The organism is Klebsiella sp. S69, assembly GCF_016516145.1.
In the GTDB taxonomy this organism is placed as follows: domain Bacteria; phylum Pseudomonadota; class Gammaproteobacteria; order Enterobacterales; family Enterobacteriaceae; genus Klebsiella; species Klebsiella oxytoca.
The window spans coordinates 19462-37580 of record NZ_JACVUU010000012.1 but is presented as its reverse complement, the minus strand read 5'-3'; the positions used below and the strand labels follow the sequence as shown (position 1 = coordinate 37580).

Below are 18119 nucleotides of genomic sequence, written 5' to 3'. Positions count from 1 at the left end.
CGATAGTTCAGCTTTTGAGCAACAGCGCGTTGAGCCAGATTTCGCTCCGCTCCGGGCGCTTATCCACCGTCTGCCACATGTTGGCGAGACGGATATCCGCCAGCGGTTCGACCAGCGTCGTCAGCCCTGCTTCATCGAGATCGGTAAACCGCCGCCCCTCTTTTTCTCGCTCGCCTGAACCGTATTTAAATGAGACGTACCAGACACCGCCGGGTTTGAGGGCCGTAGCCAGTTTGTGCATCACTCCCGGCAGCTCAGCGGCGGGAACGTGCAGCAGCGAAGCGCAGCACCAGATGCCGTCATATCGTGCGCTTTCGCTGATACTTTGAAAAGTCGCCTGACGCACGGCCAGTCCGCTGTGTTGCGCAGCCCGCTCGACCATGGCCGGTGAGGCGTCAAACGCCTCGACCCGGTAGCCCATATCGGCAAAGGCTTTGGCATCGCGTCCGGAGCCACACCCCGCATCGAGGATCAGCCCGTTCGGTTCAATCGCCCCGATAAAAGGCGCGTACAGAGAGGTCATATCGACAGCGACGGTTGAAGCCACAAAGCTGTCAGCGTTCTGCTGGTAGTAGTTAATTGTCATCAGAATATATCCGTTCCGGCGGCCTGAGGTTCCCATTCATGAAGGAGCGTAATGCGCGCAGTGTTCCAGATTTTGGCGAGGAAGTCATCGCGGCGGGCGGTCGTGTTGCCGGTCTGACGGATTAAGGTTTCACGCAAGGGAAGGTGGCTGGTAATAAAATATTCGTTTCTGTCGCGCAGGCGGCGCAGCAATTTTGCCGACGGTACCCGCATAAACTTGCCTTTCTCCCCGCGGTTGCAGCTCTTGCAGGCGAGAACCAGGTTCCAGACGCCGTTGATATTCGCCACCTCGCCGCGCGCCGCCCACGGGATAAAGTGGTCAACGTCGGCCAGGTTCTCATCCCCACTTTCGAGACTAATCGGCGCATAGCAGTAAAAGCAGCGGCCTTTTTGGTAGCCGTTCAGGCTGTCGCGACAGCTGGAGATGGCAACCCGTCGGGTATTCAGGGTGCTAAAGAGCTGCTGTTCGGCGGCATCATATTCCACGGCGATCAGGTTGCTGGCGATATTCATCGCCCACGCCTGCTCCACCAGACGCCAGCGGGCGTCCGTTTCGTGGATCAGGTTCTGGTACTGCTGGCGCTCCGTCAGAGAATAAAAGTCGTCGGTCAGGCGGATGCCCTGATGCGTTTTACGCTCGTCGATAAAAAAGCGCCTGGCGATTTCGCCCTGGTTCACGTTATGAAATTTATCCAGCACCACGCTAAAGCCGAGCTTGACCGTTGCCGCGATGAGCTGATCCTGGGTTATCTCCTGGCGATTGAAGCGGCTGCAAGCGCTGAGAAACTGGCTTTTTGGCGACGTGATCTGTTTGGGGGCGTGCTCAAGATGGCGACACAGATGCCGGCTGAACGGCACCGCCAGCTCCTCGAGGCGTATCAGATCGCTACCATCGTGGCGGATATCGTACAGCGCATGCGCCAGCGCAAACTTATAGGAGGCGACGTTTTTGCCAAAAAGAATAATGCCGCGCCAGTAGTTCTCCAGCGTTGGTTCGATCTGATAGAAGCGCATTGCGGAAATCCTGTTTTGGGAAAGTACCGGCGTTATTACGCGTACTAATAACAGGATCTGATAACAAATTGCCGAAAATGTAAACCGAATTGAGCCGTTTGCAGGATTTTGCGAGCAGACTCGGAGAAAGAGGAAACCGCGAGTGGGAAAGGTGAGAACGAGAGGTTTACTTGCGGAACGTATTGAATGTTGACCGAAATGCGGCTTGCGCTGTTTTTTTCAACACTTAGCGCGGCAATCGCACTCTGCCGCTTGCGCAGCAGCCAGTGACAGGTATAATCCAGAACGTTTTCCGTATCCTTTCCGTGCCGGAGTGGCGAAATCGGTAGACGCAGTTGATTCAAAATCAACCGTAGAAATACGTGCCGGTTCGAGTCCGGCCTTCGGCACCATATGCGAAATTAAGTCACCTCAGGGTGGCTTTTTTTATGTCTAAAATCAGTGAATTACTTCTTTTTTGCTCATTTTTCATTCTCTTCGTATCTGATGGTATCTGCGGGTATATCGCATAAAGCGGGATATAAATGTGTATATCCCAAGTTCGATTTAAGGCAGTATACAGTTTTGATTAAAAAACGACCTCTGACGCTTTGGGGTTGCAAAGGCCCGAGTAGTGATAATTGGTACTACCGATAGTTCAAGAGCATGTATGACACCTGTTTGGTAAACCACTTCGGTGCACTAGTGATTATGGGTAGCGTTGCATCGACCCGGTGAACGTACAGCCATAAGCGGACGTTATTTACACATAGACCTGAAATACACCAAAACCAATAGCTAGAATATGAACTTCCTGAGTGAGCATGAGCTAACCACAGCAGCACCGGCTATGTAATCGACAAAATGATAATGGTCATTGACGACTGTATTGCTGACCAACAGAATTAATCTGGTATAGGGCATGCGTATGCTCCTGAAGCTGAAAGGCCCCATACAATCCTGCTGATGGTTTACAGCCAGGATAAAGCGGGTAAACTAAAGGTGTTCAGATCTTCAACGACTAATTACCTGAGAACCTATGTCACAACTTGATTTCGGCAGCCAGAACCCTTTCGAACGTGCGATTTCCCCTTTTGAGGAGATGGCGGCGTACGAAGCGCTGTGGACCGAGAAAGGGGCGACCTTCAAAACTATCGCCGATAAGTTCCGTCAGGCTCCGCAAGGCGCGGTTCCTTCTGATTTAGTCTCTGATAGCACGATTGCAGCCTTCAAGACCAGACTGAAAGAAATCATGTCACGCTACTCTCTCGAGAATATCGGTATCCGGATTCATGGTGCTAGCGAATATCCAGAGAAGCTAAGAGACGCTCATCACCCGATCGAAGTCCTCTACTATCAGGGGTGGTGGGATCTGGTAAACACCCGGTCAGTCGCTGTTGTCGGTTCAAGAAAAGTATCGGAAGAAGGCGCTCGCCGTACCCGTCGACTGGTGAAGTGTCTGGTGGAAGATGACTTTACCATTGTCTCAGGGCTTGCTGAGGGTGTGGATACTAACGCCCATCGGACCGCACTGACGCTTGGCGGAAAGACCATTGCCGTTATCGGTACACCGCTTTCTCACAATTATCCGAAGCAGAATAGCGAGTTGCAGCGCAAAATTCGTGATGATTATCTACTTATCAGCCAGGTGCCATTCCAGCGTTATCTGGATCAGGATTACCGCAGTAATCGGATTTTCTTCCCGGAGAGAAATATCACCATGTCTGCGCTGACAGAGGCCACGATCATCATTGAAGCCTCAGAAACGTCAGGTACGCTGACTCAGGCTCGTGCAGCGCTGGCTCAGGGCCGTATGCTATTCATCCTGGAATCCTGTTTCCATAACCCGTCCATTACGTGGCCCGCGAAGTTTGAGGCACTGGGTGCTATACGGGTGAAGGATTACGAAGACATTAGGAAAAATCTCGGATGACATTCAGGTTGACGCAGATTGATGAGTTGATCCGGGGGCAGCACTATCACCTTGATGCTGGTGACTTATGCTATTTTTTCGGCGAATATACCGCCAGACAACGCGCAGCCTACAGCGAAACCAATCAGCTGATCATGAACCTCAAGAAGGGTAACGAGCGTCGCGGGTTGCAGGACTACCACTATAAAGGGGTTGCAATTAATCGCGTTGCACAAATGATCACCCACACAATTGGTAATATTAGTGATTATACGTTTGTCCCCGTACCACCTTCCAAATGCCGGACTGACGCAGCTTATGATGACAGGATGACGGCCATTCTTCGTACGGCTCAGGCTATGAACTCGTCTCTGGATTTCAGAGAGCTGGTACTGCAGAATCAGTCAACGGTTGCTTCCCATGCTTCAACAGCAAACCGCCCGACACCCGATGAAATCATGGGAAACTATAGCCTTGATTCCAGTCTGCTTGCAGGGATCAGAGGTAACATTATCATTTTTGATGATGTTCTTACTGCTGGCAGCCATTTTAAAGCGATGAAACAATTTCTACGCCGACACTTACCTGGTGCAAGCATTCTAGGTCTATTCGTGGCGCGAACTGCACGCGAGGCAGATGTAACAAGCCTATTTGATCTTGAAGACTAAATATCCCCATTTAATACTTGTGAAGACACTCTGCTCTGTTCTCCATTGATTAGTTCACGGCATCCATTGAGTGAGCAATTACGAACTTCCGCTTCGCTCAAAGCAGTCCCCCACCTCTTTGACAAAGGCTCAGATAACCTTCAAATGACTTCCAAATGACAGTCATTCAACATGCAAATGAGCCTCAAATCGCTGCCATTCAACATCATGGTGTTATAGGTCGCCGATGAAAAAAATTTCATACGTCTGAAGGCTCACTCTATCAAGGTTTTTACCCCCTATGACGCTATGCGTTATATAAAGAAAAGGCCTGAAGGCCTTGAGGGGCAAGGGTTAGAAGGAAAAATGCGCAACTTAATTGATGCAACGTTGATTTTGTTATTATTTTTTACTAACTTATAAAGCATGCAAGCCGCTCACGAGAGCTGTCAGGGCTAATACTGACAACATTAACTTTTGATGGCAAAGTCTGGCCGACAACAGACAAATAACTTCGCTGTAACGGCAAAACCTGGCCAAAACAGGTATCAAATCTATGGCATTTCTAACTTTTCAGTCAGTTACGAATACATGCCTTAACTCTATCAAATCTATGAAGATGCACCCTCATTGTACCAATTTTTCAATATAATGATGTTTTATAAGCATTTTCTTAAATCTATTAAATCTAACGCAGACCCCAAATCTGATAGGGATTCATTCCTGCGATAAAACTTCACAATTATACATTTTAGGGCGAGACCAGTCCGAGCCCGTCTGAATCAGGCAAACCGGGGCGAATAGGCGCTATAGATGATCATATCTATGGTGGTCGCTGGCTAAAGCATTATAGGTCAGATGTTCTTACAACCCAGTGTTAGCAGGAATCTACATGTTTGATGCAAAAACGACAGTGATGAAATTGCGGCAGGAAACCCGGTTGCGCAGGAAGCGGCCTTACCGGCGTAACCAATCGCGTCTGGACAGATTTCGGGTAGAGATTCTTGCATTAAAACATCACGGCGCTTCTGCCGCTGAAATTCAGCGTTGGTTGAGACAAAAACGAATTTGTGTCGTTTTAACGACAGTTACACGCTGGCTGGAGAAAAATAATGACTAGATTTTCAGCTAAAAAACCGGACCGTGAAATTGCAAAACGTCAGGCTGCTAACGTAATGAAATATATGCAGGGGCATATTTTCCAGTCTGTCGGTACAGTCAGAAATTATCAGTCCGCACTCACACGTATTGCTCTCTATTTCAGAATAAATGGTGGAGTGAACCTACAGGACATCACGCCTGAAATGGCGAGCCGCTATTTCGATATTCGGGCTGCTGATGTGGGGCAAAAAAGCCTGGATTTGGAGCGTCAGGCCTTACAGGCGATGATGATACACCTGACTCAAGTTTTATCCGATGGCCAAAAATTGGTAGTCGTCCGTTCTCTGCAAGAACAGTCGTTATCATCCAGGTCTTATACACCAGAACAGATTGAAATCATTGCATCCCACCTGTCTGACAAAAACCGCTTAGCAACACGTATCGCCTATAACGCAGGGCTACGCAGTCACGAGCTATTTTCTCTGCGGGAATTGAGGTCTCGCGAACCCAGCCCTAGACCTGCTTCAGGTAAGAAATTTATGGGGCGGGTCGGCACATCATACACAGTGCAGGGAAAAGGTGGATTAGTCCGCGAGATCAAATTGGCAGTCGAATTAGCAGAAATATTGGAGAGCAGGAGATTAGCAGAACCGGTAACAGTGACGGACCGAGGTATTCATTATCAGCAATTCTATGCGATCTCTGCGGGCCAGACTTGGAGTAGAGCATTCAGCAATGCCAGCACCAGAGCATTAGGATGGTCAGCAGGGAGTCATGGAACGCGGCACAGCTATGCCCAGGAGCGCATGGCGGAGCTACAGGATTATGGATGTTCCTATGACGAGTCACTGGAAGTGGTGAGTCAGGAATTGGGCCATTTTAGGGCAGAAATCACAAAAATATACCTGAGATGAAAAGAATTTAACTCTTTTTTTTCATTGTTTTAGTTGTTTTGGTTGTTTTATATTCTGTAAAATATTGGTTTTTTGAATTAAATATCTAAATAATTTAATTAATCAACATTTTCTGATTTATTTTTTAAAAGTGCTATTCGGCCCTAACAACACTCGTAGTAGCTTGGATATGTGGTCAGTTGTTAACAGATCCTGTGATATCTAAAAATACAATCGGAGAATTAATAATGTTGCTGACAGATGCATTTATAAAAAAACAGCTCAGAGAAATAAACGCTAAAAAATTTGCTGGAGAGAGTATCGAAAAGGAAATTCGCTTGTCCGATGGTGGAGGATTATATCTACTAATCAAATCCAGCGGCAGCGCTTATTGGAGGCTACGTTATCGCTTTCAAGGTGAAGATCGTTTGACCTCATTTGGTGAGTATAAGTATATTCCCCTAGCTCTGGCGCGTGAAAAGCGAGAAGAGTATAAAACCAATATTGCAAGAGGAATTGATCCTCGCGGAATAAAGGGCCAGGAAAATATATTAACCTTCCGAGAAGTGGCCATGCAGTGGCACGATAGTAATAGGCAGTGGTCACCAGAGCATGGTCGGCGTATTTTGAAATCCCTGATGGATGAGGTTTTTCCTCACTTAGGTGAAAGCAGTATTAAATCCCTTAATGCGCAGGAGCTATTACATCCCGTGAAAGTCATTCAGACATCAGGGCGTTTAGAATTAGCCTCGCGTATTTATCAGCGTATTAATTCTATTATGACGCTGGCGGTCGATAATGGATTATTAGAATTTAATCCAATTGCCCATAAATCTGGCGCATTAATTAAGAAAAATTCAGTCCATCGCCCGGCTTTAGAGTTAGAACAGATTCCCGAGTTACTGAAGCGAATTGATGAATATAAGGGTAGGGAGTTGACGAAACTGACAATTCAATTCCTGCTGCATACTTTTGTCAGATCGAGTGAAATGCGGTTTTCTCGCTGGGATGAGTTTGATCTGGAAAATGCCATATGGACTATTCCCTCGATTAGGGAGAAAATACCCGATGTGAAATTTTCTTATCGTGGTTCGAAAATGAAAACACCTCATATAGTACCATTAAGCGATCAGGCCCTTACATTCCTTAAAGGTATTAAAGAAATTACTGGTAACCGACTATTCGTTTTTACTAGTGATCATTTTCCGAAAAAACCGATGAGTGAAAATACAATTAACCATGCATTACAAACGATGGGGTATAACACCAAAAAAGAAGTCTGCTCTCATGGATTCCGGACTATGGCTTGTAGCGCACTTATTGAGTCAGGAAAATGGAGTCGGGATGCAATTGAACGGCAGATGAGTCATCAGGAAAGAAATAATGTTCGTGCGGCTTATATCCATAAAGCTGAGCTTATTCCGGAAAGAAGAAGGATGATGCAGTGGTGGTCTGATTATCTAGAAAAAATCAGCCATGACTATCACCACCCATACTCTTTTGAAACTAACAAGTAGTTTATTTATAGAGAGGTAAATCATGGATAAGTTATTGACGTTTGATGAAGTTATTAATAGAACTGGTTATTCAAGGCCGCGTATTTACGAATTGATTAAGCTGGGTTTATTCCCAAGAAAAATAAAAATAGGAGCAAGGAAAGTCGCTTTTATTGAGAGTGAGGTTAATGACTGGATTCAAAATAAGATAACAGCCTCTTTAAGATAATTTAATTTCCAAAAAATAACTGTCATTTCTGGCAGTGGGTAACTATTGCCAGAATATAATCTGCTTTTATATGGGTATCAAAAATGAGTCAGGTAAAAAAGAACAGAAGCAGGCATGAGCACGTAATTCACAAACTACCAATCAGTGTGGGATCGGATGGCTATGATAAACAAAATAGCTATGTAATGAAAAACTATATAACAGAAAATTCTTTATGTAGTATTTACGGGCCTAGTGGATCTTATAAAAGCTTCCTTGCTATATCTTGGGCGTGTCATATTGCAACCGGTATTGAGTGGTCTGGTAATAGAGTTAATCCTGGCGTAGTGATTTATATCGTCGGTGAAGGCGGGATCGGTGTCAGTCGAAGAGTAAAAGCCTGGGAAAACATATACAATAAAAAAGTCAGTAACCTCATGTTAGTCAATCGGCCGGTGTTTCCTGCCGATCTCTCAGAGCGGCGTGATTTACTTAATGGAATAAAATACGTTGAAGGTAAATGCCGATTACCTGTCAGATTGATTATTTTTGATACGCTAGCACGTTGCTATGGCAATTTGGATGAAAATAACTCGCAAGATATGGGACGATTGATTGTTGGATGTGATGCTATAAAAAATGAAACATCAGCCAGTGTCCTTCTTGTGCATCATTCTGGTAAAGATGAAACGAAAGGCGCCAGAGGTTCAAGTTCATTAAAAGCAGCACTGGATGCTGAATTTAATGTTAAAAAAGACAAAGAAAATCAATCGCTAATTTTGTCCTGTACCAAAATGAAAGATGCTGAAGAACCAAAATGCCATGCTTATAAACTGCATGAATCAGAGTTATTTATAGATAATGATGGTGAAAGGATTTCTTCTCTGGCGGTAATTGATTATGCGGCAAAGTCAATAAACCTATACCCTGAATTGTCAAATGTTTCAAATCTGACTGATAACCATAAAGCTGTATGGGAGATTATTAATAATAATTTTTCAAATGGTGGTGTATGTACTAAAAAAATGCTTCGTGATGATTTGAAGCAACGGGGGATTGAGATTAAGCACTATGATCGATGGGTGAAAAAATTTATTGATGATGGGATGTTGATAGAAATTGATGAAGAACTACTACCCGTAGGATAGTAAATTTTATCATATATGTTTCTAACATGAGTATCTTTTCTCGGGCAGTTGAGATGTAAGATATATCAGCTTTTCGTGAGATAGAGGTTTTTTCCTGCCGCCTCATTGCATTCGTTGGCCAACCCCTCACGACCGGACAATAAATTGCCCTGCCGTGAGGCGTTTTGCTTATTAGATTTGCGCCGCATGCGCCGCTAGCCAGTCAGCGATCACCCAGCTGGAGCAGCGGGGTAATGACCTGAAATTTGCCATAGTGAAACACTATATTGAAGCGATGGGCGGTAAGCTCAGTCTGGACCACCGGGAAGCGCATCGCGTTTCATATCTGAGTCATTTTTCTCTTAGCCGATGGTCTCAGGCCAACCCCTTAAGGTGATACGCTTCCTGTCGTTTCTTTCTCCCCGTGCAGTGAATCAAGCACTATACGGGGAATCAACCTCGTCACTATGTGATTCCCCATTTTCTTTCCCTATAGGCGCACAATCTGGGGAATAAACTTAATTTATTGTTAATCAAAGATTTTCACTTCTACTCACAGGGCTTTGTCTTGCCGTGTTTATCGATAAAAACGGGGGCTCTGCCGGGAAATATAGTGGGCAATGATCACCTTTTGTATTATTTCCTACGATATTGATACTTAAGTAAGGTTTATCCCTTGATTAAAAACAGCACAGCGCTATGATTTTGAGAGATATTTCCCAAAATCGAACTTTTCAGCCGGTGCTTGGCAGCAATAAGTGACGGGTGATTGCGAGAGGAGCCTGACGTTGACCACCCCGGTCCCCCCTTTATCAGCGAACTTTGCTTTTCTGGAAGAATATGACCCGCTGTTTGTGCAGATCACCGCAACGGCTGAGCAGGTGTTTGCCAGCGACCCGAACACCACGCTAATGAAACTGCGGCAATTTGGTGAAGTTCTTGCCCAGAATATTGCTGTGCGGTTAAATATCGGTCTGGAAGATAATCCCAGCCAACAAGAACTGCTTTATCGACTGGACAGAGAACTACAGCTCGACCCTGCTATTCGCCAGCTGTTTCATACCTTACGTATCGAAGGGAATAAAGCTACTCATCAGTTCCAGACCAAACACCGGGAAGCCATGGATGCATTACGCATCGCCCGTGCCTTAGCCATTTGGTTTCATCAAACCTTTGGAAACACAGGGAGCGGGTTTAATCCCGGCCCCTTTACTGCGCCTCACGATCCCAGTACCCAGTTAACCCAGTCCCAGCTTGCCATTGAAAAGCTAAAACAGACGTTGTTGGCCACCAATCAAAAACTGGAAAGCAGCGAACAGCTACAGGCGCTACTCAAACAGCAGAAAGAAGAGTATGCCCAACTGGCCGAGGCGATGGATCAAGAAGCGCGGGAACAGCAAACCCTGCTGGAAATCAATCAGCAAGATTTACTGCGCTTGCAAAAAGAGTATGACGCTAAGTTAAAGGCCCTTCAGGAACAGCTTGCCCAACAGGCGCAACAGGCAGTCACCGCTCAGCGTAAAGCGTTTAATCGTAAGTCCAGTTCAGCCCGTAAGCAGGTGATGACCGAAGAGCTGACGCGTATTCTGATTGACCAACAGCTGAATGAGTGGGGTTGGTTGGCCGATACGCAGGAACTGACCTACCAAAAAGGTGCTCGCCCAGAAAAAGGGGTTAATAAAGCCATTGCGGAATGGCCCACCTCCTTGAACGGTGAGCGTGGTAGAGCCGATTACGTTTTATTCTGCGGGCTTATCCCTATAGCGACAGTTGAAGCGAAAAAGAAAAATGAAAATGTCGCCGGGAAAATTCCTCAGGCTGAGCGTTATAGCAAAGGTTTTCAGTTTGATGCCTCATTAACGCCCGCCTGGAAGGAAGAGGGGTTAACGGCAGGCTGGGATGACGGTACCGGAGAGGTATTTCAGATCCCCTTTGTATTCTCCTGCAATGGACGTCCCTATATTAAGCAGTCGGCAGAGTTTTCCGGGACCTGGTTCCGGGATGTCCGCTCTCCGGATAATACTCGCTACTCGTTAGAAAATTTTATTACCCCTGAGGGGCTGATAGACCGCCTCCATCGCAGCCGGGCCGAAGCTGAAGCCAAACTGCATAATGAACCTTTTGGCTACCTTGGCTTACGTGATTATCAGGAAAAAGCGGTTAAAGCTGTGGAATCGGCTCTGGAAGACGGGGCACGAGAAGCGCTGCTGGCGATGGCCACCGGCACCGGTAAAACCCGGACTATCATCGGCCTGATCTATCGCTTTTTAAAAGCCGAGCGCTTTAAACGTATTCTGTTTCTGGTTGACCGTTCAGCCTTGGGTGAACAGGCTCAGGATGCCTTCAAAGAGGCCTCGTTAGAGCAGAACCAGACCTTATCGCAGATCTATAATATTGCTGAACTCGGTGATATGGCGGCCGAGGCGGAGACTCGTGTTCAGGTGGCCACAGTGCAGGCGATGGTCAGCCGTATCTATCGCTCAGGTAATCCGCCCTCGGTGGATACCTTTGACTGCATTATTATCGATGAGGCGCACCGGGGATATACCCTCGATCAGGAGATGACCGAGGGCGAACTGGCTATCCGCGATAATGCCCAGTATCTTTCCAGCTATCGTCGGGTGCTGGACTACTTTGATGCGATAAAAATTGGCTTAACGGCCACACCAGCGCAACATACTCGCGAGATTTTTGGATATCCAGTTTATATCTACTCTTACCGTGAAGCAGTGGCAGATGATTGGTTAATCGATTATGAGCCGCCGATTCGCTATACCACATTGCTCAGTAAGCATGGTATTCACTTTGATAAAGGGGATGAGGTCAGCGCGATTGATACCGAAACCGGTGAAGTGGATATCAGTGAACTGGAAGATGAACTCGATTTTGATATTGAGGCCTTTAACCGCCGGGTAATTACCGAAGAGTTTAATCGGGTGATTTGTGAAGAGCTGGCGAAAGAGATCGATCCTGCCGGGAATGAAAAGACGCTGATTTTCTGCGCTACCGATGCCCATGCGGATATGGTCAAACGTCTGCTGGATACTGCCATGGCCAATGTCCACCCTGATTTTAACCAGGCCGCGATACAAAAAATCACTGGTAAAAGCGATCAGGTGAGCAAGCTGATTAAATGCTTTAAAAATGAACGTTATCCGAGTATTGCCATTACGGTTGACCTTTTGACCACCGGGATTGATGTCCCGCCTATCACGCATCTGGTGTTCCTGCGGCGTGTGAAGTCCCGCATCCTCTATGAACAGATGATTGGCCGGGCGACACGGCGCTGCGATGAGATCGGGAAAACCGTATTCTGGATCCACGATCCGGTGGATCTCTATGCCACGCTGGAAGAAGTCAACACCATGAAACCGCTGGTCAAAAATGCCGGGGTTAGTATTGAACAGCTTGTGCAAGAGCTCGCCAATGATGATGTACTGGCCACCGCCCTCAACACGCCGGGGGATAGCGCCACGGAAACACAAGCAGATAGCTTGCTTAATCAGCTGAGCCAGAAAGTGATGCGGGTGCTACGTAAAGCCGAAAGCAAAGCCGACAGGCAGCCGGAGGTACGTGAAAAATTAAACGAGCTGGAAGCCTTATGGGGCGTGGAACCGAAAAACCTGCATCAGCATCTGCATAAAATTGGCCCTCAGCAAGCCTCAGTCTTTCTGAAACAGCACCGCAATCTGATTACGCAGTTGGAAGATGTGGGGGCACTGCTGGGCAGTGAATATCGCCCGGTGATCTCTGACCACAAAGATGAGCTGATCAGTAGAGAGCAAAACTACGGGCGCTATCAAAAACCGGCAGACTATCTGCAGAGTTTTACCGAGTTTATTAAAAATAACCTCAACCAGTCCGCAGCCTTATCGGTGGTGGTAAATCGCCCGCGCGATCTGACGCGAGAGCAGCTCAAAGAGATCCGCCTATTACTGGATGAGGCGGGCTACAGTGAGGCTAGCCTGCGGTCTGCTATTCGCACGGAGAGCAACCAGGATATTGCCGCCACCATTATCGGCCATATTCGCCAGGCGGCCCTGGGGGAATCCCTGGTGCCGTTTGAAGAGCGCGTTAAGCAGGCACTGGATGGCATTTATTCCCAGCATCGCTGGACCACTGTGCAGAAAAAGTGGCTGGAGCGTCTGGCTAAACAGCTGGTACATGAAGTGGTGCTGGATAAGCACTTCGTGAATCAGTGCTTTTCTGATGCCGGTGGCGCGAAGAGAATCAATGTGTTACTGGATGACCAGTTAGACAGTATTCTCGAGCAGATAAACGACACCTTGTGGGCTCCAAAAACCGCCTGATCGTGCTACCCTTTCCCGTAATTTTTCAGCAAACAGGCCGGGTTACCGGCCTTCTTCGGAATACCTATGAGCAATAATAACGAAATCGTCCAGAAACTCTGGAACCTGTGTGATGTGCTGCGTGATGACGGCATTAACTACAGCGACTATGTCACTGAGCTGGTATTACTTTTGTTTATCAAGATGGTGCATGAGAACACTGAAGCTGAAACGCTGGATAAACATACCTTGCCAGAGGGCTGTCGCTGGACCGATTTAAACGCGAAATCCGGTATTAACCTGCTGAATGACTACAAACAAATTCTGCTGAAACTCTCTACCGGTAAAGATGCGGAAGGCAACCTGGTGCATGCCGATCCGCTGATTACCGCTATCTATGCCGATGCACAAACCCGCCTGCGTGAACCGCGCCATCTGGAACAGCTGATCCGCTCTCTGGATCAAATCGACTGGTTTAGTGTCCAGAAAGACGGCTTGGGTGATTTATATGAAGGTTTACTGGAAAAGAACGCCGGTGAAACCAAATCCGGGGCCGGGCAGTACTTTACCCCGCGGGTACTGATTAATAGCATGGTTAACTGCATCAAACCCCAGCCGGGGGAAGTGGTGCAAGACCCAGCGGCAGGCACCGCCGGTTTTTTAATCGCTGCCGACCAGTATATTAAGTCTCACACCGATGATCTCTATGACTTAACGGCCAAAGAGCATCAGTTTCAGAAAAATAAAGCCTTTGTCGGTGTTGAACTGGTGCCCTCAACCCGCCGTCTGGCGCTGATGAACTGCCTGCTGCACGGTATGGAGGGGGATGATGAAGGTGTGGTTCATCAAGGTAATGCCTTAGGGATGGCCGGGCAGTCTCTGGCGAAAGCCGATATTATTCTGGCTAACCCGCCTTTTGGCACCGCGAAAGGGGGCGAAGCCAGTATTACCCGGGACGACCTTACCTATCCTACCAGTAATAAGCAGCTGGCCTTTTTGCAGCATATTTACCGCAATCTAAAACCGGGTGGCCGCGCGGCCGTGGTCTTGCCAGATAACGTATTATTTGAGGCTGGGGTCGGGACTGATGTGCGCCGGGACCTGATGAATAAATGTAATCTGCATACCATCCTGCGCTTACCTACCGGGATTTTTTATGCCCAGGGCGTGAAAACTAACGTACTGTTTTTCACCAAAGGTACTGAAGCGGATAAATACCAGGAAGAAAACTGTACGCAAAATATCTGGGTCTATGACCTGCGTACCAATATGCCAAGCTTTGGCAAGCGTACCCCTTTCAATGAAAACCATTTAAAACCTTTTGAAGGCGTTTTCGGTGACTCGCCTACCGGCAGCAGCCCGCGCCAAGAAGGAGAGTGGAGCTTTAACGCTGAAGAAATTGAGGCCCCTGATACGGCTGAAAATAACAATGTGGCCGAGCGCCTCACAACCAGCCGCTGGCGAGTCTTTACCAGAGAGTGGATCCGCGATACCAAAGGCGACTCACTGGATATCTCCTGGCTACGGGATAATAGCAGCGTGGATGCTGCCAGCCTGCCAGAGCCCGCCGTATTAGCCGGAGAAGCCATGAGTGAACTGGTACAGGCTATTGGTGAGCTGGATGCGTTGATGCGGGAGTTAGGAGCAGGGGAAGAGGCGGATGTGCAGCGCCAATTGCTGAATGAAGTATTTGGTGAGGTAAAGGCATGAGTACAAGGGAATTGCCTGAAGGCTGGACTGAGACAACGATAGAAGATATCTCTGTTAAATGTGCCCAGCGAGTACCAAGAGATAATGAAGAATTTATTTATATCGATATTGGCAGTATCGACAGAGAACTTAAAAGAATTGACAGTCCACAGCATATTAATGGTGGAAATGCACCCAGTAGGGCGAGAAAATCCTTAAAAACAGGTGATGTACTCGTTTCATTAACGAGGCCGAACTTGAATGCAGTTGCGCTAGTTGATGGTAAATATGATGGGCAAATTGCATCTACTGGTTTTGAAGTGATTAGACCAATAATGATTGAAAGCCGTTATATTTTTTCAACTGTTCGTTCTCGGCATTTCATTGAATCAATCACTGGAGCAGTTCAGGGGGCATTATATCCTGCTGCAAAATCCAGTGATGTTCAGTCTTATATGATCGCGCTACCACCTTTAGCTGAGCAAAAAATCATCGCTGATAAACTCGATGACCTTTTGGCTCGCGTGGAGAGTATTAAAACCCGGCTGGAAAATATCCCTGAAATTTTGAAAAAATTTAGGCAGTCGGTGTTGAGTTCTGCGCTGAATTATGGGGCGGAAAATAAATCATTTTCTAAAGTAAAATTGTCTGATATATGCAGATTTCAAAATGGGTATGCATTTAAAAGTGATTGTTTCTCTAAGGATGGGGTTCATCAGGTTATTAAGCTTGCAAATATTAGGGATGGGTATTTATTTCTTCAAAACTCGCCATCATATATAAGCTCAGACTTATTTAATGAATATGATTCCTATGTGCCTGATGAAGGTGACATACTTATTAGTATGACTGGAACGAGATTTAAAAAAGATTATGGATTTGCATGTCTTATAAAGGACTCTGTCAATAATTTTGTAATAAACCAGCGGGTCGGTAGGTTTATTCCATTGAAAAATATTGTTTCACCAAGTTTTTTATACTTGTTTATCCGATCTGAATTATTCAGGAATGAGTTTTTCAAAGGGGAAACTGGGGGGGTGAATCAAGGAAATGTTGGTTCTAAACATATCTTATCTATAGATATAAATCTTCCTTCGTTAGATGAGCAAGAAAAAATAGCTCATAAAGTAGATAATATTCTTTCATTTATTAACTCTCTTGAAAATGAGATTGTTGATTCATTATCACGAGTAAATAATCTAACTCAATCGATCCTAGCCAAAGCTTTCCGCGGTGAATTAACCGCCCAATGGCGCGAGGAAAATCCCGAGCTGATTAGCGGGCTTAATAGTGCGGAAGCGTTGCTGGAAAAAATCACCGCTGAAAAACTGGCGGCTGGTACGATAAAAAAACGCGCTAAAAAGACTTCTCACTAAAATAAGCCCACGTTGGTGGGCTGTAATAACATAATCCAGCGGTGAATATTACTGCTCAAAATAATCCATATCGATTTTGGGCAGTTTAATCTGTTGTGAGGTAACCCCCACTTCATTATCCATCATCAAGTTAACCAGCCGGTTGCCATCAATTAGCACTAAACCTTCAACGGATCGGGAAAATTCCACCGCATGGGCGGTAAAGCCTGAGGTGGTGATAAAGATACCGCGTTTGGCTTTTTGCCCCGCCAGTGCGCCATAGAAAGCCTGCAGTTCCGGGCGACCAACAGTGCCTTGCCAACGCTTCGCCTGGACATAGACCTTTTCTAGCCCAAGTTTATCCAGAGAAATAATGCCATCGATACCGCCGTCACCGGTGCCGCCGACACGCTGGAGATCGTCCCTATGGCCGCCGTAACCAAGCTTATGCAACACATCTAAGACAATCACTTCAAAGCGATTCGGTGAAACCTGCAGTAAATTTTCCAGTAATTCGCTGGCGACAGCGCTACGGATCTCTGCCAGAGCTTCCGCTAAGCGGTCATCCGGGCTGCTGGTTTGGGGAGATATAGCCGTGTCTGGTGCACCATCATCGTCCAGCATAACCGCATCCGTAGGAGTGGTCAGTCGGACGTTCATAAAATCAAACGCCAGATGATCAACCTGCGCTTTACTCAGGGGAAAAGGGTGCTGCTTAAGCCAGTTGAAGCCTGCTTCCGTTAAGCACCATTTACCACGTGACAGGCTTTGGGATAGGCCTGCACGTTTGAGCCGGTCGTGAGCCCATCCGGCCCGATTTTTGTAAACCGATTGGCCGCTGGGGATAAGTTCATTGCGCTGGCTATCATCGAGATGCAGTAAGTTGGCTGCTCCCTCATAAACCTCTTTTGCGGCGACTCCCGCAGGTGATTGCTGTAATACCCGTAATACGGGCTCAATAAAGTTATCGTAGGTAGGAACCGGCATGGTGCTCTCTTCTCTATTAAGATTTACTATTTTTATTATGGCATCGAACTTATAAAGCGTGAAGTTCGATAACCAATTGTTTTTTTATTGACTATATTCTAATCTTACGAATAATAGGTTATATTTAATTGGTCGGCATTTGTACTCTTAAACCACTCTGAGGTTAATTATGTCAAATAAAAAAACTGAATTCATTTTCTCTCCTTCAGTAAATGAAATGCATTCTTCTAATGATCTTCTTGATGAAGGGAGTGTTGGTTTGGAAATATCAGTAGAATATTACGATTTTAGTCTCGATAATTTTCGGCGTGAAGTGTTACACTGGTTTAAACCTATATTTAATTCCGGTAAGTTACTTTCTGGTGTGCAGCGGTTAGTAAAAAAACAGCTACCTGAGATTAAGCCAGAATATATTGAAGTGGACATAATCCCTGAGACTTTGCCATTCGATGACGACAATGGCGATATACTCAGCCTGCTGCAAATCTGCGGTTTAAAAATAACTGATTGGCAGCACATTCACCCGGATGTGGAAGTGACCACGCTGCCGCTCTGGCATGGTGAGGAAGAAGAAATTGTGCTTAATTTCTCTCCCAAAGTTCCGGCGGAGGTGATGCAGTATGTGAAACACTTGCATGGCTGGACAGCCTATACCGGCATCACTGTGATTGAGATAGATGAAAGCTTTTTCGAAAATCACGGACTTTTATCGTATATCGCTGAACAAAGCCAACCAGGAAATCTATAATTATCAGCCGGTTTGCCTCAAACCATGAGTCCGGCCTTCGCACCAAATCCCCCAATCAGTCCACTAAAATACTTTTTTGTATCTGCATT

General features: G+C 46.4%; 14 protein-coding genes, 1 tRNA gene and 1 pseudogene. 13 read left to right on the top strand and 3 right to left on the bottom strand.

From position 1 onward, the window contains the following. Positions 1-7: 7 nt before the first annotated feature. Positions 8-586 (bottom strand): class I SAM-dependent methyltransferase, encoded by a 579-nt coding sequence (locus IAE27_RS13215; RefSeq protein ID WP_108704274.1) that lies wholly within the window; start codon positions 584-586, stop codon positions 8-10. Then, on the bottom strand, positions 586-1599 hold the full coding sequence (locus IAE27_RS13210; RefSeq protein WP_154022578.1) for an HNH endonuclease domain-containing protein: 1014 nt from the start codon (positions 1597-1599) through the stop codon (positions 586-588). The genes IAE27_RS13215 and IAE27_RS13210 overlap by 1 nt, the downstream gene beginning before the upstream one ends. 307 nt (positions 1600-1906) lie before the next feature. On the opposite strand from IAE27_RS13210, the gene IAE27_RS13205 reads away from it, so the two are divergent. The 12 genes and pseudogenes from IAE27_RS13205 to IAE27_RS13150 all read left to right on the top strand — a co-directional run bounded on the left by IAE27_RS13205 (position 1907) and on the right by IAE27_RS13150 (position 16316). Then, positions 1907-1991 (top strand) — tRNA-Leu (locus IAE27_RS13205). 626 nt (positions 1992-2617) lie between these two features. Then, on the top strand, positions 2618-3511 hold the full coding sequence (locus IAE27_RS13200; RefSeq protein WP_200092531.1) for a DNA-processing protein DprA: 894 nt from the start codon (positions 2618-2620) through the stop codon (positions 3509-3511). An 8-nt stretch (positions 3512-3519) separates the two neighbouring features. Continuing rightward, complete coding sequence (locus IAE27_RS29600; RefSeq protein WP_227685265.1) at positions 3520-4158, top strand: hypothetical protein; 639 nt, start codon at positions 3520-3522, stop codon at positions 4156-4158. A gap of 871 nt (positions 4159-5029) precedes the next feature. After that, a complete protein-coding gene (locus tag IAE27_RS13190) occupies positions 5030-5257 on the top strand; it encodes a hypothetical protein (protein WP_071703920.1) in 228 nt (75 codons plus the stop codon). After that, complete coding sequence (locus IAE27_RS13185; protein ID WP_200092529.1) at positions 5250-6152, top strand: site-specific integrase; 903 nt, start codon at positions 5250-5252, stop codon at positions 6150-6152. Before IAE27_RS13190 ends, IAE27_RS13185 begins: the two co-directional genes overlap by 8 nt. 227 nt (positions 6153-6379) lie before the next feature. After that, a complete protein-coding gene (locus tag IAE27_RS13180; protein ID WP_200092527.1) occupies positions 6380-7648 on the top strand; it encodes a tyrosine-type recombinase/integrase in 1269 nt (422 codons plus the stop codon). Positions 7649-7670: 22 nt separating this feature from the next. Next, positions 7671-7856: a helix-turn-helix transcriptional regulator gene (locus IAE27_RS13175; protein ID WP_071703921.1), complete on the top strand. Its 186-nt coding sequence runs from the start codon at positions 7671-7673 to the stop codon at positions 7854-7856. 83 nt (positions 7857-7939) lie between these two features. Further along, positions 7940-8983: a helicase RepA family protein gene (locus IAE27_RS13170; RefSeq protein ID WP_200092519.1), complete on the top strand. Its 1044-nt coding sequence runs from the start codon at positions 7940-7942 to the stop codon at positions 8981-8983. A gap of 190 nt (positions 8984-9173) precedes the next feature. Then, positions 9174-9312, top strand: a pseudogene (locus IAE27_RS13165) (transcriptional regulator); the annotation flags it as partial. Between the two features lie 438 nt (positions 9313-9750). Further along, positions 9751-13272: a type I restriction-modification system endonuclease gene (hsdR, locus tag IAE27_RS13160; RefSeq protein WP_200092517.1), complete on the top strand. Its 3522-nt coding sequence runs from the start codon at positions 9751-9753 to the stop codon at positions 13270-13272. A 66-nt stretch (positions 13273-13338) separates the two neighbouring features. After that, a complete protein-coding gene (locus IAE27_RS13155; RefSeq protein WP_200092514.1) occupies positions 13339-14961 on the top strand; it encodes an N-6 DNA methylase in 1623 nt (540 codons plus the stop codon). Then, positions 14958-16316: a restriction endonuclease subunit S gene (locus tag IAE27_RS13150; RefSeq protein ID WP_200092504.1), complete on the top strand. Its 1359-nt coding sequence runs from the start codon at positions 14958-14960 to the stop codon at positions 16314-16316. The genes IAE27_RS13155 and IAE27_RS13150 overlap by 4 nt, the downstream gene beginning before the upstream one ends. A 48-nt stretch (positions 16317-16364) precedes the next feature. On the opposite strand, the gene IAE27_RS13145 is transcribed toward IAE27_RS13150, so the two are convergent. Then, complete coding sequence (locus IAE27_RS13145; RefSeq protein WP_200092502.1) at positions 16365-17282, bottom strand: restriction endonuclease; 918 nt, start codon at positions 17280-17282, stop codon at positions 16365-16367. A gap of 169 nt (positions 17283-17451) precedes the next feature. Here IAE27_RS13145 and IAE27_RS13140 point away from each other — a divergent pair, with 169 nt between their 5' ends. Then, positions 17452-18030, top strand: a complete 579-nt coding sequence (locus tag IAE27_RS13140; protein WP_200092500.1) for a hypothetical protein — start codon at positions 17452-17454, stop codon at positions 18028-18030. The last annotated feature ends 89 nt before the right edge of the window (positions 18031-18119 follow it).